This window comes from Hyphomicrobium sp. GJ21, assembly GCF_001006785.1.
GTDB lineage: Bacteria > Pseudomonadota > Alphaproteobacteria > Rhizobiales > Hyphomicrobiaceae > Hyphomicrobium_B.
This window is the reverse complement of the sequence record NZ_CDHO01000001.1, coordinates 210,776-237,659: the sequence shown is the minus strand read 5'-3', so window position 1 is coordinate 237,659 and position 26,884 is coordinate 210,776. Positions and strand designations below refer to the sequence as shown.

Here is a 26,884-nt window from a genome sequence, read left to right as displayed (position 1 = left end):
CCGAGCAGGCCGCACTGTCCGCCGCTGAATCGCAGGTGAGAACCTTAGGGGCGACGGCGCAACAGGAATGGGGGCCGCTGATCGGCGGGGCAATCATCGAGCGTTCGCCAACCGTTGTCCGACTGATCGAGCGCGAAAGGTTTCTGGTTCAGGTAACGCTACAACCCGGCGCCACCTTGGCGGCCCCTCCTCGGACAGCTCTCGCGCAGGCGCCCACGCGTGACGCCAATATCGACCTCCAGTACCTCTCACCCGCAACACGGACAGACGCGCGCATTCAGGGCGTGAGCTACTTCTTCACGGCGCAGGGAGACAGCGGCCTCCTGCCGGGTATAACACGACGGTCTATGTGCCGTCTGGCAAGACATACGAGGGGGTATTCGTCGAGGACACAGCCATCGTGCGCTGGCAGGGGCGCTCCTGGGTGTACCTGCGCGTCGGCCCCGAGGCGTTCAAGCGGCACCCGATCAACACCGACCAACCGGTCTCCGACGACGATTACGTCGTGCGGGACCTTCCCGTCGGCGCGGAAGTCGTGACCCGCGGCGCGCAGGTCCTCCTTTCCGAGGAGGCCAAGAGCGAGCTTCGGGCCAGCGCTGACAATGACTGACAACCGTCTCGGCAGCCACGCGGGGCCTCAAGCTGCCCTTGTCTCGTTCGCCATTCGCTTCCGTGGAATCGTGCTCTGCACGCTATTGGGCTACGGACTGTGTTCGCTTGCGAGCGCCAAATACGCCGTGTTCCCCGAATTCGCGCCGCCGCAAGTCGCGATCCAGACGGAAGCGCCCGGCCTGAGCCCAGAGCAAGTCGAGGTTCTTGTCACCCAGCCGATCGAAACGTCCATCAACGGGTTGGCGGGCGTCGAAAGTATGCGTTCGTCCTCGATCCAGGGGTTGTCGGTCATAACGGTCGTATTCCGCCCCAGCAGCGACATTTACCGCGCGCGCCAACTCGTCAACGAGCGTCTCGCGGTGGTCGCCACCCGGCTGCCGCAAGGCGTCCTACCTCCCGCGATGACGCCGTTGACCCCCACGGCTGGCACGGTGCTCGTCATCGGTCTGACATCCGAGCAGCGCTCGCTGATGGGCTTGCGCACCATCGCGGATTGGACCGTGGCGAGGCGCCTATTGGCTGTGCCAGGTGTTGCGCAAGTTTCGATCTACGGCAGAGACGTGAGATCTCTACAGGTGCAGGTCCGTCCGGATGATCTGATCCGATTTCGGGTTGGCATGAACGATGTCTTGGCTGCCGCGCGCAAGGCCACGGGCGTGCGGGGTGCCGGTTTCGTTGACACGGTCAATCAGCGCTTGACCCTCCAGACCTTCGGCCAGTCTTTGACGCCGGAGCAAGTCGCCCGCACCGTTCTGATGCACGAGGGCGGCGCAAGCATCGTGCTCGGCGATGTCGCGAACGTCGTCATGGCTCCCGAGCCGCCGATCGGTGCCGGTCTCATCAATGGTCGGCCTGGCATCGTGCTAATGTTAAGCCAGCAATACGGGGCCAACACGCGGGACGTCACGACGCGGGTGGAAGCTGCACTGCACGAACTGCGGCCGGCGCTGAGGGCGAAAAGGTTCAACTTCATGCGGATCTGTTTCGTCCGGCCAATTTCATCGATACGGCAACCCAAAATGTGTTGCACGCCCTCCTGATCGGCGGTGCGCTTGTAATCATTGTTCTGTTCCTTTTCCTGTTCGACTGGCGCACCTCGATCATCAGTTGCACCGCGATCCCGCTCTCGTTGATCGCGGCCGTGCTTGCCCTGCAATGGATGGGTGAGACCCTCAACACCATGACGCTCGGTGGACTCGCGATTGCTATCGGCGAGGTGGTCGATGACGCTGTGATCGGCGTCGAAAACGTTGTGCGCCGACTGCGCGAAAATCGCCGATTGGCTGAACCGAGGACTGAGGGGCGCGTCGTGCTCGATGCGATCCTCGAGGTCCGCAGCGCGGTCGTGTACGCGACTTTCGCCGTTTTGCTGGTGTTCTTGCCTGTCCTCACGCTCTCGGGCGTCGGCGGCCGTCTGTTCGGACCTTTGGGGGTCGCCTACATCCTTGCGGTGCTCGCCTCCCTCGCGGTCGCGCTGACCGTTACGCCCGCACTTTCGATGGTGCTGCTCGTCGGAAAGAGCCGACGAGAGCATCGGGACCCGCCAATGGTCCGCTGGTCGCGCGGCTATTATGAGACGCTGCTCCGGCATATCGAGCGCTTTCCGAGGCTCGTCATCGCGACGGCTTTTGCCCTTACCATCGCGGGCGCGGCGATGTTGCCGTTCTTTGGCGGTACGTTCCTACCCGACCTACGGGAAGGACATCTCATCCTCCACGTCTCGGCGATACCGGGCACTTCGCTCGATGAGTCACTTCGGATCGGAGGCTTGATCACGGAAGCCCTCCGAAAGGTTCCGGGCGTGCGCAGCGTCGCGCAGCACGCAGGGCGTGCCGAAGCCGGCGTGGATACCGTAGGCCCCACTACAGTGAGTTCGAGATTGACCTGCAGCCGGGCCTCTCCGGCCACGATCAAAGCGTGGCCGAAACGCACATGCGAGCAGCCCTTGCGAAGTTCGCTGGCATCAGTTTCTCGCTCAAGACCTATTTGGCGGAACGGGTCGAGGAAACGGTATCGGGCTTTACCGCCGCGCTCGCCGTGAATGTCTACGGCGCTGACCTCGATTCACTTGAAAAAGCTGCACGGGATGTCGCACGCGAACTGAGCGAGGTTTCAGGCGCCGTAGATGTCCAGCTACAATCTCCGCCGGGGATGCCGCAGATTAACGTAACGCTCCGTCCTGCCGACCTACAGCGATGGGGGATCGACGCGGTGGAAGTGCTTGAGTTGATTCGCACAGCCTACCAAGGGGATGTAGTCGGGCAGGCATATGAAGGCAATGCAGTCTTCAACGTTACCGTGATCCTCGATGCGCAGGCGCGCGCCAGGCTCACGCAGATTGGCGATCTCCCGCTGCGAACCTCGGGCGGAGCCTACGTTCTTCTAAAACAAGTAGCTGATGTCTACGAAACATCCGGGCGATACCAGGTCCTGCATCGGAGCGCGCAGCGTGTTCAGACGGTGACCGCGAACGTGAGCGGACGTGATCTCGCGTCCTTTGTGAGTGACGTCAAACGGAAGATCGCCAAGGAGGTTACGTTGCCGCCCGGCGCGCACGTGGAGTTTGCGGGTTCGGCCGAGGCGCAAGCTCAGTCGCAGCGCGACCTACTCGTGAATGCACTGCTGGCTGCACTCGGCATCGTTCTCCTGCTTTCGATCGTCACCGGCCACTGGCGCAACCTCGTCCTGGTTCTGATAAACTTGCCTTTCGCGTTCGTGGGTGGGGTCTTTGCGGTCGCTTTGACCGGTGGGCTGCTTTCGCTCGGATCACTGGTCGGCTTCGTAACGCTGTTCGGCATCACGCTACGCAATTCCATCCTGATGATTTCGCATTACGAACATCTCGTCATGGTCGAAGGCCGCGCATGGGGCCTCGAGACTGCCGTTGAGGTGCCGCGGATCGACTCGTTCCGATTCTCATGACCTCTCTGGTGACTGGCCTCGGTTTACTTCCGCTCGCGCTGGGGGCGGGCGAACCAGGGCGCGAGATCGAAGGCCCGATGGCGATCGTTATCCTGGGCGGCCTCATGACGTCGATGGCGCTCAACCTGCTGGTCTTGCCAACCCTCGCTCTTCGATACGCCCGCTTCGATCGTGGAGAGGCAGATGCGCATCGAGAGAAGGCGATAGCCTGACGGTGGATTCCCTGAGGCGGTTGCAAGATCGCTCGTAGTGCCTGGGCAGACAGCGGTCGGGGCTGGGAATCACGCGATCAGCATCGCTTCAACCGCGTGTCGGCACACCCATCAGTTTTCGAACCTGAGGCCTCCACCTTCGGAGAGCAAGGACTAAATGCACGAGCGATCTTGAACAAGGAATAGCCAAGCACGGTTGTTCCACCGTCCTATATCTAACCCTGGCTATCCGCATTCCCTACTCCGATAAAATCAGACTTCCCCAATTTCACCTCCGCGCTGCATGGTCACTCGTGCAACAGCGTGAGCGACCGATAACAAGCACGCCCAATGGTGACGTCGGGTGACATTGTACTCAAGGAAATCGCCTCGCGCTCGATGACCATCGAATGAGCGACACCACCTTGTCGATCGAGGGAGGCTGACATTGGACAACAAATTTCTTACCCCGGAGGAAGTCTCGGAGCGCTATCGCGGCGGCGTCTCGGTTGGAACGCTTCGGAACTGGCGTGCGATGAAGATCGGCCCGTCGTTCGTTAAGATTGGCAAAGCCGTCCTCTATCCGATCGACGAGCTTGAAGCGTGGGACGGAAGGAATAAAGTGAGTTGCCGTGCATCAAGGCGACTCACTGAACTCACCGGTGATCAGCCGTGATAATCACGGTCGATCATTGGGAACATGCCCCATTCCCCGGCACCAGCTCCACCGAAATCCAGAAAAATGTCTGGAATATCAATGCGGTTCGGATTTTAGGGGGATGATCCACAATCACCCGTCGGGAGATCCGACGCCGTCGCGCGCCGACATCGATGTCACGAAGCAGATCATCGACGCCGCGAAACCGCTGGGCGTCACTGTCCATGACCACGTCATCGTCGGCCGCCACGGCCACGCCAGCCTCAAGGCGTTGCGATTGATCTAAGAGCCTTCGCTTTTGTTGATCGCACTGTCGTTGCGCGTGTCGCGCATCGTTGCGTAGACGACGAGCGAGAGACCGATGCAGATCGTGACGTACCAGAAAAAGTCCGTCTCGCGGCCGGCTTGCTTCAGCCAGAGCGCAATATATTCCGCCGTGCCGCCGAACAGCGCCACCGTCAGCGCATAGGGTAATCCGACGCCCAGCGCCCGCACCGAAGTCGGAAACAGCTCCGCCTTCACGACAGCGTTGATCGCGGTGTAGCACGACACGATCGCGAGACCCGCAACGATCAGGGCAAAGGCGGCGAGCGGATCTTGCGTCGATTGAATTGCAGTGAGCAGCGGCACCGTAAACAAAACGCCGAGCACGCCGAACGCGATCAGCACGGGACGTCGTCCGATCCTGTCCGAGATCGCGCCGACAACGGGCTGCATCAGCATGTAGACGAACAACGCGGAAGCCGAGATCAGCGTCGCGGTATCCTTTGAAAACCCCGACGTGTTGACCAGAAATTTCTGCATGTAGGTCGTGTACGTATAGAACGCGAGCGTGCCGCCGAGCGTCAATCCGACGACGATGGCGACCTCCCTCGGATGGGCGAACAGGGCCTTGAGCGAGCCCTCACGCCGCTTCGAGCGATGGAACGCTTCCGTCTCGGCGAGATCCCGCCGCATGACATAAGCGACGACGGCAAGTCCCGCGCCGATCGCGAACGGAATGCGCCAGCCCCAGGCATCGAGTTCGGCCGGCGTCAGAACGAATTTCTGCAGCACAACCAGAACCAGCATGGCCGCGAGCTGCCCGCCGATCAGCGTCACGTATTGGAAGCTCGAATAGAAACCGCGCCGCTCGGCTGTCGCCATTTCGGAAAGATAAGTGGCGCTCGTGCCGTACTCGCCACCGAGGCTCAGACCTTGGATCATCCGCGCCACGAGCAGGATGATCGGCGCCGCGATGCCGATCGTCGCATAAACCGGTGTAACGGCGAGCAGCGCCGAACCGAAACACATCAGCAGAACCGACGTCGTCAGCGCGACACGCCGGCCATGACGGTCCGCCATGCGCCCGAACAGCCACGCCCCGATCGGTCGCATCAGGAACCCGACTGCGAAGATGGCGGCCGTGTTGAGGAGCTGCGCCGTCTGATCGCCCGCCGGAAAGAATGCCTTTGCGAAGTAAAGCGAGAACGCCGCGTAGACGTAAAAATCGTACCACTCGACCAGATTGCCGGAGGAGCCGATCAGGATGGCCCTGATTCTCTCTCGCATCCCGAGCACCGGCGGCGCTGTCGGCTGCTCGTTCATGCAATCAGACTCCCGGTTTTGCCCAAAAACAAGCCGAGCCCCGCCCGCTCACACCTGACGGATGCCCCTATTGCCGCGCCGACCTTGCCTGTCATTGACGATCCGATCCCGCGTCCCCTAATTATCTGCCCTTCCCGGAGCTTTGAATCATGACCAAGAAACCGCACCATTCCAAGGTGATCGTCCTCGGCTCCGGCCCGGCCGGATACACGGCAGCCATCTACGCGGCCCGCGCCATGCTCGCTCCGACGCTCATTCAGGGCTCGCAGCCCGGAGGCCAGCTCACGATCACGACCGACGTCGAGAACTATCCCGGTTTTGCCGAGCCGATCCAGGGCCCTTGGCTGATGGAGCAGATGCAGGCGCAGGCCGAGCACGTCGGCACCCATATCGTGATGGACCAGATCAACAAGGTCGATCTGCGCGCTAGGCCCATCCGCCTCGAAGGCGATAGCGGCGATATCTACACGTGCGATGCGCTGATCATCTGCACCGGCGCCCAGGCGCGTTGGCTTGGCCTGCCGTCGGAAGCGCATTTCCAGGGGCACGGCGTCTCTGCCTGCGCCACCTGCGACGGCTTTTTCTACAAGGGCAAGGATGTCGTGGTGGTCGGTGGCGGCAATACCGCCGTCGAGGAAGCGCTGTTTCTGACCAACTTCGCCAACAAGGTGACGCTCGTCCATCGCCGCGACTTCCTGCGCGCCGAAAAGATCCTGCAGGAGCGCCTGTTCAAGAACCCGAAGATCGAGGTCGTCTGGGATAGCGCCGTCGAGGAAGTCGTCGGAACGACGACGCCGAAGTCCGTCACTGGCGTCGTTCTGAAGAACGTCAAAACCGGCGCGACGTCCAAAATTCCGGCGGACGGATTTTTCGTCGCCATCGGTCATGCGCCAGCGACCGAGCTGTTCAAAGGCCAGCTCGAGACGACACCGTCCGGCTACCTGATTACGGCACCCGACTCGACGGCAACGGCGATACCGGGTGTGTTCGCGGCAGGCGACGTCAAGGACGAGGTTTTCCGTCAGGCTGTGACGGCGGCAGGCATGGGATGCATGGCCGCGCTCGAAGCCGAACGGTATCTCGCCAAAGTCGAAGCCCAAGCGGACGCCGCCGAATAACGCCTCGACTGACCAACACTGCATTGTAACGTAACCATATTTCGCTAGACTTCGCCGCCGCTTCAGAGCTGCGCCCGATCGGGTGCAACTTGGCCAATCACCGAAAGCGTTGAAGATGGATTGGGACAAACTGCGTATTTTCCACGCGGCAGCGGAGGCCGGCAGTTTCACGCATGCCGGCGAGCAGCTGCACATGAGCCAGTCCGCAGTCAGCCGCCAGATTTCGGCGCTCGAAGCGAACCTCAAGGTCACGCTCTTTCATCGTCACGCCCGCGGCCTCGTTCTGACGGAACAGGGCGAACTCCTCAATCGCACCGTCGCCGAGGTGTTCGCCAAACTCCAGACTGCCGAAACGCTGCTGTCGGACTCGACCTCGAAACCGTCGGGCGATCTGCGCATCACCGCGCCAATCGGCTTCGGCACGATCTGGCTGACGCCCCGGCTCCAGGAATTCGGCGATCTCTATCCTGAAATTCGCGTCGAGCTGATCCTCAACGACGATCAGGTCGATATCGGCATGCGCGCCGCCGACGTTGCGATCTGGACGCGCGAACCGGAACAGGCCGACCTGATCCGCCGTTCGCTGTTTGAAAGCCGCGTTCGCGCCTTCGCGTCCGCCCAGTACCTGCGCAAGCACGGAACGCCGAAGACGCTGGCCGAACTCGATCAGCACCGGATCATCGCCTATACGGGCATTCCGGCGCAGCACCTCGACGCCATGTCGTGGATCGAGACGGCCGGGCGCGAAGGCGCATCGCCGCGCGAAGCGGCCCTCAGGGTCAACAGCGTCGTCGCGATCAAATACGCCATCCAGGCCGGCATCGGCATCGGAATGATCCCCGACTACATGAGCGACGAGCAGTCGGAACTCGTGCCGGTCCTGGCCGAATTCGAGCAGCCCTCGCTAAACCTGATCTTCGCCTACGCCGAGGAATTGAAAGCCTCGAAAAAAGTCCAGCTTTTGCGCGACTTTCTGGTATCCAAGATCAGCCGGTTTCGGTAAACCGCGAAGCTTTCCTGATCGAACCTGCGACGACGGCTTATTTGCGCAATCGCCGGTCTGACGCTATCTAACCGGTTTCACCGTCCGACGCCCGTTAAGGCCCATAAAATCATGGCAAAAACGCTTTACGATAAAATCTTCGACGATCACGTGGTCGAAAAGTCCGAGGACGGAACATGCCTCCTCTACATCGACCGCCACCTCGTTCACGAGGTCACGAGCCCGCAGGCGTTCGAAGGGCTGCGCATGGCCGGACGCAAGGTGCGCGCGCCCGAGAAAACCCTCGCCGTCGTCGACCACAACGTTCCGACCACCGACCGCACGAAGGGCATCGCCGACGAGCAGAGCCGCGTCCAGGTCGAAACCCTGGCGACGAACGCCCGCGACTTCGGCATCGAATACTACAACGAGCTCGATAAGCGGCAGGGCATCGTCCACGTCGTTGGACCCGAGCAGGGCTTCACGCTGCCGGGAACGACCATCGTCTGCGGCGACAGCCACACCTCGACGCACGGCGCGTTCGGCGCGCTCGCGCATGGCATCGGCACCTCCGAGGTCGAGCACGTGCTCGCGACCCAGACGCTGATCCAGAAGAAAGCCAAGAACATGCGCGTCGTCGTCGACGGCGTCGCACCGCACGGCGTCGGCGCCAAGGACATCATCCTCGCCATCATCGGCGAGATCGGCACGGCGGGCGGCACCGGCTCGGTCATCGAATACGCCGGAGACGCCATCCGTGCGCTGTCGATGGAAGGCCGCATGACCGTCTGCAACATGTCGATCGAGGGCGGCGCCCGCGCCGGCATGATCGCGCCGGACGAAAAGACGTTCGCATTCATCAAGGATCGCCCCAAGGCGCCGAAAGGCATGGCCTGGGACATGGCGATGAAATACTGGGAAACCTTGCATTCGGACGAGGGCGCATACTTCGATCGCGAAATCCGTCTCGATGCCGCGAAGCTGCCGCCGATCGTCTCCTGGGGCACGAGCCCCGAGGACGTGACCGCGATCACCAGCGTCGTGCCCAATCCCGCCGACGTCGTAGACGAGAACAAGCGGGCCTCGATGCAGCGCGCGCTCGACTACATGGGCCTCGCCCCGGGAACCAAGATCACCGACATCCCGCTCGATGTCGTCTGGATCGGCTCCTGCACCAACGGCCGCATCGAAGACCTGCGGGCCGTCGCGAAAATCGTCGATGGCAAGAAGATCTCGTCACGCCTCGCCTACGCGATGATCGTGCCGGGTTCGGGCCTCGTCAAAGAGCAGGCGGAATCGGAAGGTCTGGACAAGATCTTCAGGGCAGCGGGCTTCGAATGGCGCGAGCCCGGATGCTCGATGTGCCTCGGCATGAACCCGGATCAGTTGAAGCCGGGCCAGCGCTGCGCCTCGACCTCGAACCGCAACTTCGAGGGGCGTCAGGGCTACAAAGGCCGCACGCACCTGGTCTCGCCGATCATGGCCGCCGCAGCCGCGCTCGAAGGCCACTTCGTCGACGTCCGGAGCTGGCAGGCTTAATCAATAATACGGCGATGGCGGCCGGCTCTCCGCAGGAGAGTCGCCATCGCCCAACAAAACTACACCGCGATCTTGATCTCTTCGGCCTGATCCGCACGGCTCAGCGTCCGTCCGATCGCGCCCTTCATGCTGGCGACTTCCTCTTCCGTGATCTTGAAGAAGCGGTTCTGCAGCCGCTGGCGCATGCGCGCCTGCTCCAGGCTGCCGCCGAGCAGCGTGATCTTGAAATCGCCGGGCGGATAGAACGCCGGCTCGCCGATCTGCTGGAAGCCAAGCATATAGCGATAGAACTTCACCCAATCGGGCCGCGTCGCGATCAGCAGCATCGAGACACCCGTCGCCAGCGCCGCCGTCAGCGAAGCCCGGACGAGGAACGCATAAAGCGTCGTCCGGTAAGACACATTGGCGATGTCCGGCTCGATGGACAGTCTCGAAATTTCAACGAAGCCGTGGCTTTGCGAGCGATGCATATCCCTCAGCGCCGGATAGTGCGAGGCGCAGGGCAGCGTCGCGACGGACTGCGGGAGCGAGAAACAGAGGCGCACCGTCCCGACGATACGTCCGCCATCGTAGGCGCCGAACAAGACGGTCGTCGCGAGCGTATCGAAGTGATCCGTATATTCGCCGTCGGCCTTGTCGATGTCGTAGCCGATGGCCGTGTAAGCGCGGCCCCTGAGCTGTAAGGCTTCACTAATGTCTTTCTCGTCTTCGAGAATGCGCAGTTCGAAGGAATTGCTGTTACCGTGCCACGAGCCCTCATCGATCGGCATAGACTCTTGCCGTGGGCGAAACGCGAGCGTCTTCGACATCAAATTCTCTCAACCAGTTATGGCAAACGGCTCACAGAAAGTGGCACGGAACATAAGCATGCAACCGATGCGCGACGATGCGGCATATATTCTTGCGAGATGTTAAGAACACGCGCCGAGACACCTGACTAAAAAAGACTTTTTAGCAAACCGTTAATGCTTAATTGAGCTCATCATGACGAAAGACGGCTCCGACCTCGTCCGCTCGCAGTTTGGTGCGTCCGCCGCCGCGTATGCGACCTCGGATGTGCACGCCAAAGGCGAAAGTCTCGCCCGGATCGTGGAATTGGCCCAGCCGCAGCGCCGCTGGCAGGGCCTCGACGTCGCGACCGGGGCAGGCCATATGGCCGCGGCATTCGCGCCACACTTGGCGAACATTATAGCCAGCGACATCACCGACGAGATGCTGCGCGAAGCAGCGAAGCTCGCCGCTGACCGAAACCTTGCCAACGTGTCGACCGCCAAGGCCGAAGCTGGAGCGCTTCCCTTCGAGGACTCCCGCTTCGATCTCGTCTGTTGCCGCCTGGCGGCTCATCATTTCCCAGACTTGCGTCGCTTCGTTGCCGAAGTCCGCCGCGTCTTGAAGGCGGGAGGCCGCTTCGCCCTCGTCGACAACGTCGCTCCGGACGCGCAGCAGTTGCCGGACGCATCTCAAAGCGACATTGCGGACACGGCTACCGCCTACAACGCCTTCGAGAAATTGCGCGACCCGAGCCATGCCCTCGCGCCGCCGCCCGAAACATGGATCAGCCTGCTGACGGATGCAGGCTTCAGGATCGTCGCGAGAGAGCAGTTCGGCAAAGAACTCGATTTCTCGTCATGGGTGACGCGAATGCGATGCGCGCCCGATACCGTCACCGAACTTCGGCGCATCCTCACGAGCGGCCCGTCGGGCCTGCGAACCTTCTTGCAGCCGCGCACCGATCAAGACGGCGAGTTGCATTTCACCCTGCAGGAGCTGCTGATTGTTGCCGACAAGACCGCCTGAATGGGCGGTTTCGCAGCCCTTTCATTCGCTTATCGCGACACTATCTCGGTAGATTGCGGTTCGGCAGCGGAAGGAGTGCAAACGTGTCAGTGCAATGGGCCAGCGCCAAGGCCCCGACGCTCGCCGAGTTCGAGGCTCTCGCGATGGAGGCATGGGAAAAACTGCCACCAGAATTCCGCGACATCGCTGGCGATCTTCTCATCCGCGTCGAAGACTTCGCCACTGACGAAATCCTGGATAGCCTCGGCATCGAGGATCCGTTCGAGCTGACGGGCCTCTACCAGGGCGTGAGCCTGACGAAGCAAAGCGTCATGGAAAGTGCGCGCGAACCAGATATGGTGTTCCTCTACCGGCGCGCTATTCTCGACGAATGGTCGGAAAACGGGGAGGAGTTAGGCCACCTGATCGGGCATGTGCTCATCCATGAGATTGGCCATCATTTCGGCTTTTCCGATGAGGATATGGAGCATATCGAAGCCGGGGCTGCGTCCTGAACAGGGTCAGAACACGCGAAGTTAACCTCCCACACGTCACAAGTTAGATGGGATTGAGCCATAAGCCGTTTCGCGCCATGTTGTAGGGACGTGCACGAAACCGGTGGGGTCGTTTTGAGAACGGAAGCGGGGATGGAAGCGCGGGGATTGTTTCACCGGATCGCCTTGGGTCTGTGCATGGGCGCGATGCTCATGCTTGCGCCCGGCGCCGATGCGCAGGACGCCAAGAACCTCGGCGACGGCATTCCAACACCGGAGCAGTACGTCGCGACGGTCGGCGGCGACAGTCGCATTGTGAAGCCCGGCGAATTCAAGCTTGACGGCAACACGCAGTATTGCGGCCAACGGCCGACGGTCATCGACAACAAGCTCGACGACTATGGCGCCGCCTATCCTGGCTTCCTGATCATGAATCCGCGATACCTCGAGAAAGTCTCGACGCCCGTCAAACAGTGGATCTACGCCCACGAATGCGGCCACCAGTTCCGCGGTCCCGATGAAGAAACCGCCGATTGCTTCGCCGTGCAGCGCGGCCGCCGCCAAGGCTGGCTGAAGCCCGAGGGGCTCGAGGAAGTCTGCACCTTCATTTCCCCGGCCAAGGGCGACGCGATGCACTTCTCGGGGTCCTATCGTTGCGCCTACATGCGCAAATGTTACGACGACCCGACGATCAAATAGCGCCTGCCGCTGAATCTTATCCCCGCGCCCGGCGTCGGCCGTAAAATCCTGGACCGTAGAGTTCAGGATTTTGCCAATGCGGCTTGCCGCCTACCTTCGACGCCTATCGAGCTTTGCCGAGACGATCCACCGCTGGCTGGGAGAAGCCGCCCGCCTCGATGAACTCCGCCGCGAAAAGGTGGCCCTTTACGCCGAAGAGATCGCCGCAACCCTCTCGCGGGCAGCCGCCGCCCTCGGCACGCTCGAAAACGCGCCTGACGACCGCTTGGCGGTGCTGACGGCCACGCGTGAGCTTGGCCGCATCGCCGGCTACCTCGAAACCATCATGGCCGCGCTCGCCGTGCATCTTGACGGACGCAAGCGGGCTGGCGTTAAACGGCGCCTGGAACATCTGAAGCCCTTTGACCTCGAAGCTGCCATCCGGGAATTCGGCGCCTTTCCGCAGGCGCGGCGCCTGACGGCGGCGGAGGGATATTTCCGGGCACTTGCGGATACGTTGCGCGCCTGATCGACGGCGCGGCTGATTGGAGACGAAAGCATGGACAAGTTCACGGTTCTGACGGGCGTCGCGGCGCCCTTGCCGATCCGCAACGTCGACACCGACATGATCATTCCGAAGCAGTTTCTGAAAACGATCAAGCGGACCGGTCTTGGCAAATCGCTCTTCTACGAGATGCGCTACGACCCGGAGACCGGCAACGAGCTTCCCGAATTCGTTCTGAACAAGCCGCAGTACCGCAAGGCGACAATCCTCGTCGCGGGCGAGAACTTCGGCTGCGGCTCCTCGCGCGAACACGCGCCCTGGGCCCTGCTCGACTTCGGCATCCGCTGCGTCGTCGCTCCGGACTTCGCCGACATCTTCTATAACAACTGCTTCCAGAACGGCATTCTGCCGATCAAGCTGCCGCAGAGCGAAGTCGACAAGCTGATGGACGACGCCGGACGCGGCGCCAACGCGACGCTGACCGTCGATCTCGAGAAGCAGGAAATCCGCGGTCCCGACGGCGGCGTCATCAAGTTCGACATCGATCCGTTCCGCAAGCATTGCCTCTTGAACGGCCTCGACAACATCGGCCTGACGCTGGAAAAATCGAAGGCGATCTCGTCCTTCGAAACCTCGACGTCGTCGTCGCGTCCTTGGCTGTAAGAGGCCGTAGCCAACGTTTCACGTCATGGCCGGGCTTGACCCGGCCATCCAGGAAAAAAGCGGAAAACAAAAACAGCGGAGATCCGAGACGATGGCCAAAGCGATCCACATGATGGTGCGCGTGCTCGACGAAGCCCGCTCGGTGAAATTCTATGAGGATTGCTTCGGCCTCAAAATTTCGGACCGCCGCGACTGGCCCGATTTCACGCTGATCTACATGAAGAACCCGGAGAACGATTTCGAGCTGGAGCTGACGGTCAACAAGGGCCGCGCCGACGCCTACGATCTCGGCAACGGCTATGGGCATGTCGCGTTTGCCGTCGATGACCTTGAAGCCGAGCGCGCCCGCATCGCCGCTGCCGGCTATCAGCCGAAGGACATCAAGACGATGACGCACGATGGCAAGCCGTTCGGCAAGTTCTTCTTCATCGAAGATCCCGACGGCTACAAGATCGAGGTTCTGCAGCGCGGCGGCAGGTTCCAGTAATCCCATGGCCGACGACGACTTCAAATTCGACGCGGCGATGATGGGCAGGCTTTCTGGCGCGCTGGCGTTCATCGTCGGCGCCGATCACGCCGCAACAAAAGCCCTGAAAACCGCGTCCGAAACGGGCGCTGAAAAAGACATCAAGGCGGCGCGCACGCAATTTCTCCGCCTGAAGCCCGGCGACCGCCGCGCCGCGCTCACAATGCTCGACGATTGAATTAGAACAGCGATCCGCGCGTCGTCACCAGCGCGCCAGTCAAGGCATCGGCGAAGTTGCGCCGCTCATCGTCCGTCAAAAACTGACCGAACAGCACTTCCTTGCCCTGAGCCATCAGCCGCATCGACGTCCGACCGTCCGGATGATCGATGGAAACGCGAACGCGCGCCCAATACGGGTTGAAGTCGAATTCCTCGCAGCGGCCCGACGGATGAATGCGCGTCAGCTTCAAAAGCTCAGGCGACAACGTCACCATTTCATAAAGTCGGCCCGAACGGTAATTGCGCTTGAACGCGTAATAGATCAGAGCGACGTCGAGGCCGAAGAATCCGAAAACCGGCCAGGCGCCCATCAATAGAAATACAGACCCTACGGCAAAGCTGACGAGGCCGAGCACAGTCATCAGGATCGTGAAGCCGCGCGGCGTCAGCGACCGGTAAGGATGCAGCACAAACCGCGTGACGTTTGCGGATTGCTTTTCTGCGAGACTGTCCGTCATTTTCGGCTTCTCTGACTCATATCGTTGTCCGCAACCGCAATTTCAAATACGGACTTTCTGATGGCCAAAGCACTGAGGGATAAAAGTCCGTCAAGCATCGCGAGTTCCCGCCCCCGAGGCAAGCCCGTAAAAACCCTCCGGCCGCTGAAAAAATCGGCACGTAAAGGAAGCCGCCGCATCCTATTGACGGAAGCGGAGATTTTCGAAGTCTTCCGCCGCTTTCACGCCGCCAGCCCCGAGCCCAAGGGAGAACTGCTCTACGTTAATCCTTACACGCTGCTCGTCGCCGTCGTACTCTCGGCCCAGGCAACCGACGCCGGCGTCAACAAGGCGACGCCCGCGCTGTTCAGGCTCGCCGACAGCCCTGAGAAAATGCTGGCACTCGGCGAAGACAAGGTCCGCGACCTGGTCAAGACGATCGGCCTCTATCGCACCAAGGCCAAGAACGTGATCGCGCTGTCACAACGCCTCGTCGACGAGTTTGGCGGCGAGGTGCCGGGCGACCGCGATGTCCTCGAAACGCTTCCCGGCGTTGGCCGCAAGACGGCGAACGTCGTGATGAACATCGCCTTCGGGCATCCAACGATGGCCGTCGACACGCACGTGTTCCGCGTCGCCAACCGGCTCGCACTATCGCAAGGGACGACGCCGCTGGCGGTTGAAGCCGATCTCCTCCGCGTCGTGCCGCCCGAGTACGCCCTGCACGCACATCATTGGTTGATCCTGCACGGCCGTTACGTCTGCAAGGCGCGCAAGCCGGAATGCTGGCGCTGCCTGGTCAACGACATCTGCCTTTACCCCGACAAGACGCCCGCGCCGTGAGGCCGAAAACGCCCACACATCGTCATCCCGGCGAAGGCCGGGATCTTCATCCAAGCCGATGGCAGTGGAAATACGCCGGCTCTCATGAAGCCTGAACGGATCCCCGCCTACGCGGGGATGACGGCAATGAGAGACGGCAGCAAATCTTACATATCCACCCGCATCGCAAGTCCGGCGTCCGCCATGAACGCCTTCGCTTCCGGGATCGAATACGTGCCGAAGTGAAAGATCGACGCCGCGAGAACAGCGCTCGCATGGCCGTCCCGCACACCATCGACGAGATGCTGCAACGTCCCGACACCGCCCGAAGCAATGACCGGGATCGAAACGGCATCCGATACCGCACGCGTCAGCGCAACGTCGAAGCCGGACTTCGTGCCATCTCGATCCATCGAGGTCAGCAGGATTTCACCAGCTCCAAGCTCAGCGACCTCGCGCGCGAAGGCGATGGCGTCGATCCCCGTCGGCTTGCGTCCGCCATGCGTGAAGATCTCCCAGCGATTGGGCTCGCCTTCGCCTGAAACCTTCTTTGCATCGATGGCGACGACGATGCACTGCGCGCCGAACTTCTCGCTCGCCTCTTTGACGAACGCACGATTGGTGACCGCGGCCGTGTTGATCGACACCTTGTCGGCGCCGGCTTCCAGCAGCTTTCGAATGTCGTCGATGGTGCGTACGCCGCCGCCCACCGTCAACGGCATGAAGCAGCGGTTCGCCGTGCGCTCGACGACGTCAAAGATCGTGTCGCGATTTTCATGACTCGCAGTGATGTCGAGAAAGCAAAGCTCATCCGCGCCCGCCGCATCGTACGCCGCCGCGGCCTCAACCGGATCACCGGCATCGATGAGATCGACGAAGTTGACGCCTTTAACGACGCGGCCGTCTTTCACGTCGAGGCACGGGATGATGCGGACCTTCAGCATAACGGAATTCTTTTCACTCAGAGATTAGGCCGAATTCGGCTATCATGGGCGTGCGGGGACCGTCGAGCATATAAACCAAATTCCGGAGGAACTCTTTACGCCCGGCGGTGTTGTGGAGTTTTGCATAGTTGCGTGGAACTCTGGAGTTGCACTTGCATAGGGGAATTCTCTAAATGGTCGAAGACTTTGCTCCGCTAAACCTTCGCGCCCGTCTTTCGGCGCTGCAAGACCGGATTGCTGAGGCGCGCACGAAACTCGAAGCGCACGGCGCCGTCGGCGAGCACTCCGAGGAGCTGACGAAATTCGCAACCCAGCACGACGCCATTCGCGGCTCGCTCGACAGCGAGGGCACCGTAACGGAATTGCAGCATAGCAAAGCGACCGTTCAGACGGACAGCCTCGAGAAGGAACTCAAGCTCTGGCTAGAGTCGATCGAGCACCGCTACAACGAGCCTGCTCCGCGCGGCCCCAATATTTCCGTCTGAACGAATTGCGTTCCACCAACCGTCATTCGCCGCGTTCTCTGAGCGCGGCGAATTTGATATCGGGAAATTTCTCACCCTTATATTTCAGCATCCAGGCGCTCTCGGCGAGAAACACCATCGCACCATCGCGATCCGTTGCAATCTCGCCCCGATGCGCATCGACGAACTTCTGCAACTTCGCCGGATCGTCTGCTGAAAACCACCGCGCCAGTTCGAACGGCGATTGCTCCAGCGTCACCGGTACGCCGTACTCGTTCGCGACGCGCGATTGCAGAACTTCGAACTGCAGCTGCCCGACGACGCCGAGAATCTGACGGCCACCCGCGATCGGCGTGAACACCTGCACGATGCCCTCTTCCGCGAGATCGTCGAGCGCGCGGTTGAGCTGCTTCGCCTTCATCGCATCCTGAATGACGACGCGGCGCAAAAGCTCCGGCGCGAAGTTCGGGATTCCTGTGAACTTCAGACCCTCTTTTTCCGTCAGCGTATCGCCGACGCGCAGCGTGCCGTGGTTCGGCACGCCAATGATGTCTCCGGCATAAGCTTCGTCCGCCGTCTCCCGGCCTTGCCCGAAGAAGAACGTCGGCGATGAAACGGTCATCGGCTTGTTGTCGCGCACATGCAAAAGCTTCATGCCGCGCCGGAAGCGCCCCGAGCACAGCCGCACGAACGCCACCCGGTCGCGATGGTTGGGGTCCATATTCGCCTGCACCTTGAACACGAAGCCGGTGACCTGATCTTCGCCGGGCTCGACCGTGCGCTGCGTCGCCTTGCGCGGCAACGGTCCAGGCGCCCACTGCGCCAGAGCATCGAGAAGCTGCTCGACGCCGAAATTCTTCAACGCGCTGCCGAAGAACACGGGCGAAAGATGCCCCTCGCGAAAGGCCTCGATATCGAACGTCGGCAGCGCACCCTGCGCCAGCTCGACGCCTTCGAGCGCCCGGTCCGCGATGCGCTCGTCGATCCCCTCGATCTTGCGGATATCGGCAAGATCACTCAATGGCTCCACGCGCCCGAACGACGCGCCGCGCTCGCCGTTTTCCGGCAGCAGGATCCTGTTGCTCATCAGATCGAGCACGCCGCGGAAATCCGTTCCCATGCCGACCGGCCACGCCATCGGCACGAGATCGAGCGCCAGATCCGCCGCGATCTGATCGAGCAGCGTCAGCGGATCTTCCGCCTCGCGGTCGATCTTGTTGATGAAGGTGATGATCGGAATATCGCGCAGCCGGCAAACCTCGAACAGCTTTCGCGTCTGGCTTTCGATGCCCTTCGCGGCATCCATCACCATCACCGCCGCGTCGACCGCCGACAGCGTGCGATAGGTGTCTTCGCTGAAGTCGGAGTGGCCGGGCGTATCGAGCAGATTATAGACGATGCCGTTCCGCTCGAACGTCATCACCGACGACGTCACCGAGATGCCGCGCTGCTGCTCGATCTGCATCCAGTCGGAACGCGTGCGCCGCCGTTCGCCGCGCGCCTTCACCGCGCCCGCCATCTGAATGGCGCCGCCGAAATAAAGGAGCTTTTCCGTCAGCGTCGTTTTACCGGCGTCGGGATGCGAGATGATCGCGAACGTGCGCCGACGCGCGATCTCGGGCGGCATTGAAGGCGCCGCCGATGCGGCCGATTGAGATTGCGGCATGACGTTCAACGTTCAGGCCTCGACCAGCTTGACACGATCCGGCTCGAGCCAGATCTGATGATAGTCGGCCGGCTTTCCGAAGATCTCGCCGACGTGCAGCTCGACGAGCGGACCGTCGAATTTGACGATCGGAAACGTCTTGCCGAGGCAGCTCCGAAACAGAGTTTGCAATTGCTTGTTGTCGGGCGGCACGCCATCCGGCATCCGCTCGACCCGGACCTTGTCACCAATCTTCATGCGGTCCTCAAAAGTTCGAGAGCTTCTTTTGCATCGATGCGCCCGTCATAGAGCGCCCGGCCGGTGATCGCACCTTCGAGCATGCGATATTCGGGCTTCATGAGTTCGCGCACGTCGTCGATCGAAGCGAGCCCACCCGACGCGATGACGGGAATGCGGGTCGCTTCGGCGAGCGCCGCCGTCGCGGGCAGATTGAGTCCCTTGAGAATGCCGTCGCGCTCGATGTCCGTATAAATGATCGCGGCGACGCCCGCATCCTCGAAGCGTCGCGCCAGGTCCGCCGCCGTGAGTTCCGACGTCTCGGCCCAGCCCTCGACAGCAACCTTGCCGCCCTTCGCGTCGATGCCGACCGCAACCCGCCCCGGAAACCGCTTCGCAGCTTCCCTGACGAGCGCCGGATCGCGAACCGCAACGGTCCCGAGAATGACGCGGCGGATGCCCTTGTCGAGCCAGGCTTCGATGGTCGCCAGATCGCGAATGCCGCCGCCGAGCTGCGCCGGCATCGAAATCGCCTTCAGGATCGCTTCGACCGCCGCCCCGTTGACGGGCTTGCCCGCGAACGCGCCATTGAGATCGACGATGTGCAGATATTTGAAACCTTGACGCTCGAAGGCGCGCGCCTGCGCCGCCGGGTCGTCATTGAACACCGTCGCGGCGTCCATTTCCCCGAGCCGGAGACGCACGCACTTGCCGTCCTTGAGATCAATCGCCGGAAAAAGGATCAAGTCAGCCCTTTCGAGGTCGGGGCGTTGCGTTGCTCTTTCCGTCTCCCTTAGGAGAAGGTGGCCATAGGCCGGATGAGGGGCAACGAAACGGTGACCGCCGTTCGGTGAACGCAACGGCCATCAGTTTGCTTTGTTCGGTCTATAAATCTTCTGGGCGCGATCAATCGCGTATCGCACGCCGCGTCAAGACCCACGCGCCGCGGCGGCTCCCCGTCAGCGGTGTCGCAGCACGTAACGCACGAAATTGCCAGCTTCTCGCAGGCGGCTCATTACGCGATAAGAGTACAGCTTATGGTCACCGCGTTTCTTGTCGAACCTCCGCCTGCCGTAGCACGCCGTCCGCTGACGGAGGCCGATGCCGTCGACATTTGGATCGCACGCTGGCTCCGCATCCGGCCGATCGACCTGCAGCGGCGCTACGCCTGCGATCCGCGCCGCCTCTATGAAATCTGGGAAGAGGCGCGATTTCCCGGCAGCCGCGCGCGAGCCCTGGAGGAATTTCAGGTCCGCTTTCCAGGTCTCGAACCTCGCTTCGACCCCGGCCCTCACCGCCGCGTTCCGCTCGCAATTTCTCCCAGCCAGCTCAGCCTGTTTCCCGAGGCTTGATGGCACGCTGACGTGCGGTTGGACATGCCACAACGTTAAGAACTTCACAAGAACATTTTTAGAACAAGCGCTGGACAACCGCGATGAGTCGTGGCATGTTCTTTCTATGTTCACGGCGCCCTAAATCAGACGCCGTCCCGGGTCACCGTAGCGTATCGACCCTTCCTCGCACGTTAGGAGAGCCCCCCGATGCGCACCTATCTGATCTCGTACGATCTCGCTAAGCCGAACCGCAATCAGCACGTCATCGCTCAGCTCATCATGGGGCTCGGCGACAAATGGGCCCGCCCTCTCGTCAACACCTGGTACGTGATGTCGGATCGCGAAGAAGTCGAGCTTGAGTCCGACCTCAGAGAGCTGCTCGGTGAGGACGACGGATTGCTGATCCAGGCGACAAAGCGTGACGCGGTGCTGACCAACACGTCGCTCCGCTGGTTCCGCCAGCGCCGCCCCGGACTCGATCTCGCGCCCGATGGCAACATCATCGCTTTCCCGTCGCTGCCGGCCGTCGCGTCCGAGCCGCTCGAGCCCGAGCTGCCGTTCGCCAGAGCAGGCTGAGTTTCAGGTCTTTGGGCGGGGCGGGACCGTCTCCCCCTTCGTCGTCCAATGGGTCCGTCCCGCTCAAAGACCAGGACGGAGCGCCTCGGGATCATCCCCCGATCCCGGGCCTCCTTTTTTCTCCAACCGGCTAGACCCAAAAGCCGGACTTGCGTGTGAGTGAGTTGCGTTCCGCGTTCTTGTCTTCGCCCCCCAACGCCCCCGGTAGACACCCATGAAAACGTATCTCGTCCATCACACTCCGAAATCGCCCGACCAGGACACCTGGACCGTTTCGTTCTCGCTCCCTTACATCGCCTCCGAATACGCGCCCGTCGGAACCGGCGTCTGGTATGTACGCACCTGGCTCAGCGCCGATCAGATCAAGCGCCGCCTCGCGATCCTGTTCGATCACCCCGATGAACTCGCCGTGCACGAGCTCGGACGTGCCGACCGGCGCGTCGCCGCTCACATGCAATGGATGCAGGGACGTCTCGAAGACGAAGAACCGGCCGCGTCGTGGCAATTGCCGCGCGGCGTCTGGACAGCGTTTCAGTCAGCGGTGGGCGGCGTCGCCCGCCCTTCTCATTGAAACGTTGGCGATAGCCTGACGCGCATCCCAACGTTTATCGACGCATGGCACGCAACGTCATGGCCGCACAGGCGGCCATCCACGACGCCTCGAATGGCGACCGTCCCACCAGTCAGCCTGACGGCGAAGCGTGCCGCGATGTCTGAAAGAACTTCAGCCGCCAGTCGTCACGGTTTCCAGCTGAGGAAGTTCGCGATCAGCTTGAGGCCGAGCTTCTGGCTCTTCTCAGGATGAAACTGCGTGCCCGCAATGTTCGCGTCCGCAACGAGCGCCGTGATCGGCCCGCCGTAGTCCGTTTCGGCGACGACGACGCGGCGCTCTTTCGGCGCAAGCGCGAACGAGTGCACGAAATACGCATGCCATCCGTCAGGGCCCGTCGGAATGCCATCGAGCAGCGCGTGCGCATTGACGACATTCAGCGTGTTCCAGCCCATGTGCGGAATTTTGAGCGACGGGTCCTTGGGCTCGATCGCACGCACTTCGCCCTTGATCCACCCAAGCCCCGGTGTTTCGGAGAATTCGAGCCCGCGTTCGCTCAGAAGCTGCATTCCGACGCAAATGCCGAGAAACGGCCGCGCTTTTGCGTGAACCGCCTCTTCAAGCGCTGAAATCAAGCCCGGAACGCGCTCGAGCCCGGCCTTGCAGTCGGCATAGGCGCCGACGCCCGGCAGCACAATCCGGTCGGCCGCCAGCACGTCTTCCGGACGCGGACTGACGATGATGTTCGAGGCCACGGAACTCGTGCGCGCGGCGCTCTCGAAAGCCTTCGCGGCGGAGTGAAGGTTCCCCGAACCGTAATCGATGATGACGACGTTTTGCATTGCTACTCGAAATCAGTGCCGCGCGCTGAACGGCCAGAACCGCGAGCCACGGCGCGGCGCGACCGGCGGCACCGACGTCCCCATCGGCCCAGCCGTCTCGGCAGCGATGATCGGCTGCACGGGCAGCCAGCTTTCGAAAAATCGCCGCTCGCACTCCGCGATCGATTTGCCGGTGACGACGCCCAGCGCCTGCCAACCGGTTCGCTCCAGCATCCAGCGTTTCAGCGTCGAAACCTCGAAGCCGAGATAGATATTGATCAGCAGGAAGACGAACCCGGTCATCTGCGGACCGAGCTTCAACGCCGCGAGCGCCCAGGCCAGCAAAACTGCGCCGACGAGATACGCGATCGTGAAAAGCCAAAGTCCGTTCGCGAGCAGCCCAAGCGGCGGACAAATCGCCGTCAGCCACGAGAACCCGTCCTTGACGAACTCGAGGTCAACGCCGCGATCGACGCGATCGGAACCGGCGTGCGGCGGCTCATGCACTGTGTAAGTCACCACGGAAGACAAACTCCTTGACCCCCTCAAAGCAAAACTCCGTTCCGCAGCCAACGCTTAAAGCGTGCCCTTCGTCGACGGCACGCGGCCGGCCTGGCGCGGATCGACGGCGATCGCAGCCTTGAGAGCGCGCGCCAGCCCCTTATAGCAGGTCTCTGCGATATGGTGGTTGTTCTCGCCGTAAAGGTTTTCGAGGTGCAGCGTGATGCCGGCATTCTGCGCGAACGCCTGGAACCACTCGCGGAAAAGCTCGGTGTCCATCTCGCCGATCTTGGGCCGCGAGAACTCCGCCTTCCAGATCAGGAACGGCCGCCCAGAAACGTCGATCGCCACCCGCGTCAGCGTCTCGTCCATCGGCAGGTGCACGTCGGCATAGCGAACGATGCCCGCCTTGTCGCCGAGCGCCTGCGCGATCGCCTGTCCGAGAACGATGCCCGAGTCCTCGACCGTGTGATGAAAATCGATGTGCAGATCGCCCTTGGCCCGGAGCGTGATGTCGATCAGCGAATGCCGCGCCAGCTGCTCGAGCATATGGTCGAGAAAGCCGATCCCGGTCGAAATGTCGTACGCGCCGGTTCCGTCCAGGTGGACGGTCGCGGAGATTTCGGTTTCCTTCGTCTTGCGCGTGATCGTCGCTTGGCGCTTCACGTGAATCATTCTCCAATCCTGGCCTTGTGGCCGGCGCCCGCAGGAGGCCGCCCTGACCGGCAACAAGCCTTTCGTTGCCGGAGGCCGCCCGAGCGTTTATCAGCTTGAGGCCCGGCAGGCCAAGACCCGCCAAACCTACAGCCTCGGCGGCCGGCTCCCCGAAGGGGAGTCGCCGAGGCAAACCTAAACTCTCTTTCCTTGCATCCTGACAGCAAGAGCTTAACTGACGCGATACATATGACGCATGAAACGCAAAATTCCGGTAGTTCGAGCTGGCACGCCACCACGATCCTCACGGTTCGCAAGGATGGTAAGGTTGTAGTTGCCGGCGACGGCCAGGTCAGCCTCGGCCAGACGGTCATCAAATCCAACGCCCGGAAGGTCCGCCGCCTCGGCAAGGGCGACGTGATCGGCGGCTTCGCGGGCGCCACCGCCGACGCCTTCACCCTGTTCGAGCGCCTGGAAGCCAAGCTCGAGCAGTACCCCGGACAATTGACCCGCGCCTGCGTCGAACTCGCCAAGGACTGGCGTACCGACCGCTTCCTCCGCCGCCTCGAAGCCATGATGATCGTTGCCGACGCAACGACGACGCTCGTCCTGACCGGCACCGGCGACGTTCTGGAGCCCGAAAACGCCATCGCGGGCATCGGCTCCGGCGGCAACTACGCCCTCGCGGCAGCACGCGCTCTCCTCGACCAGCCGCTCGACGCCGAGGCGATCGCCCGCAAGGCAATGTCCATTGCCGCCGAAATCTGCGTGTACACCAACAGCAACATCGTGGTCGAAACCCTCGACGCGCGAACTTCCTGAGCCGAACCAGAGCCCCAACATGGCCAACGGACGATCCCCTGACGACCTCCAGGCCGCCGTCGATGCCGGTGTCATCGACGCAGCGCAGGCCGAAAAACTCCGCGCCATGCGCGGCGGTTCGACGCCCGCGATCGGCCCGGACGGCGTCCCGGCTCTCGCTGACGAAGAACGTTTTCGTTTCCTCAACGGCTTCAACGACGTTTTCCTGACCATCGGCGTGCTGCTGGTCGCAGGCGCCGTGCTCGCCGCCACATCGACAACCTTCTTCGGTCTCGGCTGGGCAGCAACGATGGCCGTCGGCGCGGCCGTGTTCTGGGCGCTAAGCGAAATTCTTGTCGGCCGCCTGCGCGCCGTCCTGCCCGGCATGGTGCTGTCGATTCTGTTCGTCGTGTTCGCGGCGGCTGCCGTCGTCATTCAGCTGCATTGGGACAACTTGAAAACGTCGAACTGGGATGTCGCTTCCGAGCTTGCCTTCTGGCGCAATCCGACACTCGTCTTCGGCATTCCCGCTTTGGTCGCGGCGCTCGTCTACTATCTCCGCTTCCGCCTGCCGTTCGCGCTCGCGCTGATCGCCTGCTTCGGCTACGCAGTCGCCGCGCGAAGCCTTTACGACATCGGCGTCGGTTTTTCGGTCACCGCCATCGGTTACGGCCTGCTCGTGCTCGCCGTGGCGCTCGCCTACGACGCCCGCGATCCGCAGCGCGTGACACGGCTCTCCGACTGCGCCTTCTGGCTGCATCTCGTCGCCGCGCCTCTGATCGTGTCGCCCGCCCTCATGCTGATCAAGCACGCGACGAACAGCGGCGCGACCTCCGCGATCGTTTTGCTGACCGTCCTGCTGCTCGCGATTTTCGCGCTCGCGATCGACCGCCGTGCGCTTCTCGTCTCCTCGCTCGCCTCGTTCACCGTTGCGGTCTACGACATCCTGAGCGGCGGCGTCGGCTTGCCGGATCGCGGCGGCATCCCGATATCCTTTATCCTGACGCTCGCCCTCGTCGGCGGCTTCGTCCTTCTCCTTGGCGTCTTCTGGCATCCGCTGCGGCAACGCTTGCTGCCGTTTCTCCAGAGCATGCCGTTCGCGCGCAATCTTCCACCGGCAAGGCAATGACCAACTTTTCTCCCCGTGAAATCGTCTCCGAACTCGATCGCTATATCGTCGGCCAGCAGGACGCCAAGCGCGCCGTCGCCATCGCCTTACGCAACCGTTGGCGCCGCCAGCAGCTGACCGGCGAATTGCGCGACGAAGTCCTGCCGAAAAACATTCTGATGATCGGCCCGACCGGCGTCGGCAAAACCGAAATCTCGCGCCGACTTGCGAAGCTCGCCGGCGCGCCGTTCCTCAAAGTCGAAGCCACGAAATTCACCGAGGTCGGCTACGTCGGCCGCGACGTCGACAGCATCATTCGCGACCTCGTCGAAGTCGGCATCGCCCTCGTCAAGAACGTCAAGCGCCAGGACGTGCGCGCCCGCGCCGAAAAGGCCGCCGAGGAACGCGTCATCGATGCGCTCGTCGGCAGCGGCTCGTCGCCCGCGACGCGCGAGAGCTTCCGTAAGAAGCTGCGCAACAACGAACTGAACGACAAAGAAATCGACATCCTCGTCGCCGACACTGCGCCGCAACTGCCGATGTTCGACCTGCCCGGCGGCGCGTCGATGTCGACGATCAATCTCGGCGACATGCTCGGCAAGGCGCTCGGCCAGCGAACCAAGCCGCGCCGCGTCACCGTGAAGGACAGTTTCGAAATTCTGATCGCGGACGAAAGCGACAAGCTGATCGACAACGATCAGATTACGGCCGAAGCCGTCGCCGCAGTCCAGAACGACGGCATCGTCTTCCTCGACGAGATCGACAAGATCTGCTCGCGCGGCGATGGCACGCGCGGCGGCGCCGACGTCTCGCGCGAAGGCGTGCAGCGCGATCTCCTCCCGCTCATCGAAGGCACGACGGTCTCGACCAAGTACGGTCCGGTGAAAACCGACCACATCCTGTTCATCGCATCCGGCGCGTTCCACGTATCGAAGCCGTCGGACCTGCTTCCCGAACTGCAGGGCCGCCTGCCGATCCGCGTCGAGCTCAACGCGCTGACGCGGGACGACATGAAGCGCATCCTGACCGAGCCGCACGCGAGCCTCATCAAGCAGTACGTCGCGCTGATGGAAACGGAAGGCGTCACACTCGAATTCAAACCCGACGCGATCGACGCCATCGCCGATGCCGCGGTCGAAGTGAACTCGACCGTCGAGAACATCGGCGCCCGCCGCCTGCAGACCGTCCTCGAACGCGTCCTCGACGACATCTCGTTCGAAGCCTCCGACCGCAACGGCCAGACGCTCGCGATCGACGGCGCCTATGTGACGCAACGCGTCGGCCAGCTCTCGAAAAACGCCGATCTCAGCCGATTTATCCTGTAATTCGTCATCCTCGACCGAGCATGGCGCAGCCATGTCGAAGGTCGGGGATCCAGCATAGGGCTCGTCAAAGACACAAAAAATGGAGCCTGCGGCACACTTTACGCTGGATCCCTGAACGTCCTCGCGCTGCTCGTCCGTTCGAGGATGACGGCTCTAGTGACGACAATTGTGCCCGCTATCCATTCCCCGCGAACG

At 62.1% G+C, this 26,884-nt stretch carries 30 protein-coding genes and 2 pseudogenes; 22 read left to right on the top strand and 10 right to left on the bottom strand.

What is annotated here, in order from left to right; genetic code table 11:
• The first annotated feature begins 349 nt into the window (after positions 1-349).
• From HYPGJ_RS19395 to HYPGJ_RS18600, 4 genes and pseudogenes are all read left to right on the top strand, one after another.
• A complete protein-coding gene (locus HYPGJ_RS19395; RefSeq protein WP_244465967.1) occupies positions 350-610 on the top strand; it encodes a hypothetical protein in 261 nt (86 codons plus the stop codon).
• Positions 603-3,746 (top strand): annotated as a pseudogene (locus HYPGJ_RS01165) (efflux RND transporter permease subunit). Before HYPGJ_RS19395 ends, HYPGJ_RS01165 begins: the two are co-directional and overlap by 8 nt.
• A 427-nt stretch (positions 3,747-4,173) precedes the next feature.
• Positions 4,174-4,401: a helix-turn-helix domain-containing protein gene (locus HYPGJ_RS01160; RefSeq protein WP_046845494.1), complete on the top strand. Its 228-nt coding sequence runs from the start codon at positions 4,174-4,176 to the stop codon at positions 4,399-4,401.
• Between the two features lie 77 nt (positions 4,402-4,478).
• Positions 4,479-4,669: pseudogene (locus HYPGJ_RS18600) on the top strand (JAB domain-containing protein); the annotation flags it as partial.
• Here the strand turns inward: HYPGJ_RS18600 and HYPGJ_RS01155 are convergent.
• Complete coding sequence (locus HYPGJ_RS01155; RefSeq protein WP_046845493.1) at positions 4,666-5,970, bottom strand: MFS transporter; 1,305 nt, start codon at positions 5,968-5,970, stop codon at positions 4,666-4,668. The pseudogene HYPGJ_RS18600 and the gene HYPGJ_RS01155 overlap by 4 nt on opposite strands.
• A gap of 149 nt (positions 5,971-6,119) precedes the next feature.
• Here HYPGJ_RS01155 and trxB point away from each other — a divergent pair, with 149 nt between their 5' ends.
• The 3 genes from trxB to leuC all read left to right on the top strand — a co-directional run bounded on the left by trxB (position 6,120) and on the right by leuC (position 9,609).
• Positions 6,120-7,088, top strand: a complete 969-nt coding sequence (gene trxB / locus HYPGJ_RS01150) for a thioredoxin-disulfide reductase (RefSeq protein ID WP_046845492.1) — start codon at positions 6,120-6,122, stop codon at positions 7,086-7,088.
• 115 nt (positions 7,089-7,203) lie between these two features.
• Positions 7,204-8,091: a LysR family transcriptional regulator gene (locus tag HYPGJ_RS01145; RefSeq protein ID WP_046845491.1), complete on the top strand. Its 888-nt coding sequence runs from the start codon at positions 7,204-7,206 to the stop codon at positions 8,089-8,091.
• 111 nt (positions 8,092-8,202) lie between these two features.
• Entirely contained in the window at positions 8,203-9,609 is a 1,407-nt protein-coding gene (gene leuC / locus HYPGJ_RS01140; RefSeq protein WP_046845490.1) for a 3-isopropylmalate dehydratase large subunit, read from the top strand.
• Between the two features lie 59 nt (positions 9,610-9,668).
• On the opposite strand, the gene HYPGJ_RS01135 is transcribed toward leuC, so the two are convergent.
• Positions 9,669-10,418, bottom strand: coding sequence for an acyl-homoserine-lactone synthase (locus HYPGJ_RS01135; RefSeq protein WP_046845489.1), 750 nt, complete (start codon positions 10,416-10,418; stop codon positions 9,669-9,671).
• Between the two features lie 175 nt (positions 10,419-10,593).
• On the opposite strand from HYPGJ_RS01135, the gene HYPGJ_RS01130 reads away from it, so the two are divergent.
• From HYPGJ_RS01130 to HYPGJ_RS01100, 7 genes are all read left to right on the top strand, one after another.
• Positions 10,594-11,406: a class I SAM-dependent methyltransferase gene (locus HYPGJ_RS01130; RefSeq protein WP_046845488.1), complete on the top strand. Its 813-nt coding sequence runs from the start codon at positions 10,594-10,596 to the stop codon at positions 11,404-11,406.
• 83 nt (positions 11,407-11,489) lie between these two features.
• Positions 11,490-11,900, top strand: a complete 411-nt coding sequence (locus tag HYPGJ_RS01125; protein ID WP_101536097.1) for a metallopeptidase family protein — start codon at positions 11,490-11,492, stop codon at positions 11,898-11,900.
• Between the two features lie 132 nt (positions 11,901-12,032).
• Positions 12,033-12,578, top strand: coding sequence for a hypothetical protein (locus HYPGJ_RS01120; RefSeq protein ID WP_046845486.1), 546 nt, complete (start codon positions 12,033-12,035; stop codon positions 12,576-12,578).
• Positions 12,579-12,654: 76 nt separating this feature from the next.
• Entirely contained in the window at positions 12,655-13,086 is a 432-nt protein-coding gene (locus tag HYPGJ_RS01115) for a hypothetical protein (RefSeq protein ID WP_046845485.1), read from the top strand.
• A 30-nt stretch (positions 13,087-13,116) separates the two neighbouring features.
• Positions 13,117-13,725, top strand: coding sequence for a 3-isopropylmalate dehydratase small subunit (leuD, locus tag HYPGJ_RS01110; RefSeq protein WP_046845484.1), 609 nt, complete (start codon positions 13,117-13,119; stop codon positions 13,723-13,725).
• Positions 13,726-13,816: 91 nt separating this feature from the next.
• Complete coding sequence (locus HYPGJ_RS01105) at positions 13,817-14,212, top strand: VOC family protein (RefSeq protein ID WP_046845787.1); 396 nt, start codon at positions 13,817-13,819, stop codon at positions 14,210-14,212.
• Positions 14,213-14,216: 4 nt separating this feature from the next.
• Entirely contained in the window at positions 14,217-14,429 is a 213-nt protein-coding gene (locus HYPGJ_RS01100; RefSeq protein ID WP_013217313.1) for a hypothetical protein, read from the top strand.
• Between the two features lies 1 nt (position 14,430).
• On the opposite strand, the gene HYPGJ_RS01095 is transcribed toward HYPGJ_RS01100, so the two are convergent.
• A complete protein-coding gene (locus HYPGJ_RS01095) occupies positions 14,431-14,928 on the bottom strand; it encodes a DUF2244 domain-containing protein (protein WP_013217312.1) in 498 nt (165 codons plus the stop codon).
• A 60-nt stretch (positions 14,929-14,988) separates the two neighbouring features.
• Between HYPGJ_RS01095 and nth the strand changes: the two genes are divergently transcribed.
• Positions 14,989-15,750: an endonuclease III gene (nth, locus tag HYPGJ_RS01090; protein ID WP_046845483.1), complete on the top strand. Its 762-nt coding sequence runs from the start codon at positions 14,989-14,991 to the stop codon at positions 15,748-15,750.
• 146 nt (positions 15,751-15,896) lie between these two features.
• Here nth and hisF read toward each other — a convergent pair whose 3' ends face one another.
• Complete coding sequence (hisF, locus tag HYPGJ_RS01085; protein WP_046845482.1) at positions 15,897-16,673, bottom strand: imidazole glycerol phosphate synthase subunit HisF; 777 nt, start codon at positions 16,671-16,673, stop codon at positions 15,897-15,899.
• A gap of 173 nt (positions 16,674-16,846) precedes the next feature.
• On the opposite strand from hisF, the gene HYPGJ_RS01080 reads away from it, so the two are divergent.
• Positions 16,847-17,158 carry a hypothetical protein gene (locus HYPGJ_RS01080; RefSeq protein WP_046845481.1) on the top strand — a complete coding sequence of 104 codons (312 nt, stop codon included), beginning with the start codon at positions 16,847-16,849 and terminating at the stop codon, positions 17,156-17,158.
• 22 nt (positions 17,159-17,180) lie between these two features.
• Here the strand turns inward: HYPGJ_RS01080 and HYPGJ_RS01075 are convergent, their stop codons facing one another.
• The 3 genes from HYPGJ_RS01075 to hisA are packed head-to-tail and all read right to left on the bottom strand — an operon-like array spanning position 17,181 to position 19,765.
• The gene (locus HYPGJ_RS01075) at positions 17,181-18,764 is read right to left on the bottom strand and encodes a peptide chain release factor 3 (RefSeq protein WP_013217308.1); all 1,584 of its coding nucleotides are present in this window, start codon (positions 18,762-18,764) and stop codon (positions 17,181-17,183) included.
• A 51-nt stretch (positions 18,765-18,815) separates the two neighbouring features.
• A complete protein-coding gene (locus HYPGJ_RS01070) occupies positions 18,816-19,040 on the bottom strand; it encodes a hypothetical protein (protein ID WP_013217307.1) in 225 nt (74 codons plus the stop codon).
• Positions 19,037-19,765, bottom strand: a complete 729-nt coding sequence (gene hisA, locus HYPGJ_RS01065; RefSeq protein ID WP_046845480.1) for a 1-(5-phosphoribosyl)-5-[(5-phosphoribosylamino)methylideneamino]imidazole-4-carboxamide isomerase — start codon at positions 19,763-19,765, stop codon at positions 19,037-19,039. The genes HYPGJ_RS01070 and hisA overlap by 4 nt, the downstream gene beginning before the upstream one ends.
• Positions 19,766-20,056: 291 nt before the next feature.
• On the opposite strand from hisA, the gene HYPGJ_RS01060 reads away from it, so the two are divergent.
• The 3 genes from HYPGJ_RS01060 to HYPGJ_RS01050 all read left to right on the top strand — a co-directional run bounded on the left by HYPGJ_RS01060 (position 20,057) and on the right by HYPGJ_RS01050 (position 21,500).
• Entirely contained in the window at positions 20,057-20,371 is a 315-nt protein-coding gene (locus tag HYPGJ_RS01060; protein ID WP_046845479.1) for a hypothetical protein, read from the top strand.
• Positions 20,372-20,560: 189 nt separating this feature from the next.
• Positions 20,561-20,929 carry a hypothetical protein gene (locus HYPGJ_RS01055; RefSeq protein WP_046845478.1) on the top strand — a complete coding sequence of 123 codons (369 nt, stop codon included), beginning with the start codon at positions 20,561-20,563 and terminating at the stop codon, positions 20,927-20,929.
• A 214-nt stretch (positions 20,930-21,143) separates the two neighbouring features.
• Positions 21,144-21,500: a hypothetical protein gene (locus HYPGJ_RS01050; protein ID WP_046845477.1), complete on the top strand. Its 357-nt coding sequence runs from the start codon at positions 21,144-21,146 to the stop codon at positions 21,498-21,500.
• A gap of 167 nt (positions 21,501-21,667) precedes the next feature.
• On the opposite strand, the gene hisH is transcribed toward HYPGJ_RS01050, so the two are convergent.
• Genes hisH through hisB form a run of 3 tightly spaced genes read right to left on the bottom strand, consistent with a single transcriptional unit; the run spans position 21,668 to position 23,467 of the window.
• Positions 21,668-22,321 carry an imidazole glycerol phosphate synthase subunit HisH gene (gene hisH, locus HYPGJ_RS01045; protein WP_046845476.1) on the bottom strand — a complete coding sequence of 218 codons (654 nt, stop codon included), beginning with the start codon at positions 22,319-22,321 and terminating at the stop codon, positions 21,668-21,670.
• Positions 22,322-22,333: 12 nt separating this feature from the next.
• Positions 22,334-22,822, bottom strand: a complete 489-nt coding sequence (locus HYPGJ_RS01040; protein WP_046845475.1) for a DUF2628 domain-containing protein — start codon at positions 22,820-22,822, stop codon at positions 22,334-22,336.
• 54 nt (positions 22,823-22,876) lie between these two features.
• Positions 22,877-23,467 (bottom strand): imidazoleglycerol-phosphate dehydratase HisB, encoded by a 591-nt coding sequence (gene hisB / locus HYPGJ_RS01035; protein WP_244465966.1) that lies wholly within the window; start codon positions 23,465-23,467, stop codon positions 22,877-22,879.
• Between the two features lie 237 nt (positions 23,468-23,704).
• Between hisB and hslV the strand changes: the two genes are divergently transcribed.
• Genes hslV through hslU form a run of 3 tightly spaced genes read left to right on the top strand, consistent with a single transcriptional unit; the run spans position 23,705 to position 26,689 of the window.
• Positions 23,705-24,277, top strand: a complete 573-nt coding sequence (hslV, locus tag HYPGJ_RS01030) for an ATP-dependent protease subunit HslV (RefSeq protein ID WP_046845474.1) — start codon at positions 23,705-23,707, stop codon at positions 24,275-24,277.
• Positions 24,278-24,296: 19 nt separating this feature from the next.
• Complete coding sequence (locus HYPGJ_RS01025) at positions 24,297-25,385, top strand: hypothetical protein (protein WP_046845473.1); 1,089 nt, start codon at positions 24,297-24,299, stop codon at positions 25,383-25,385.
• Positions 25,382-26,689, top strand: a complete 1,308-nt coding sequence (gene hslU / locus HYPGJ_RS01020; protein WP_046845472.1) for an ATP-dependent protease ATPase subunit HslU — start codon at positions 25,382-25,384, stop codon at positions 26,687-26,689. The genes HYPGJ_RS01025 and hslU overlap by 4 nt, the downstream gene beginning before the upstream one ends.
• Positions 26,690-26,884: the final 195 nt, after the last annotated feature.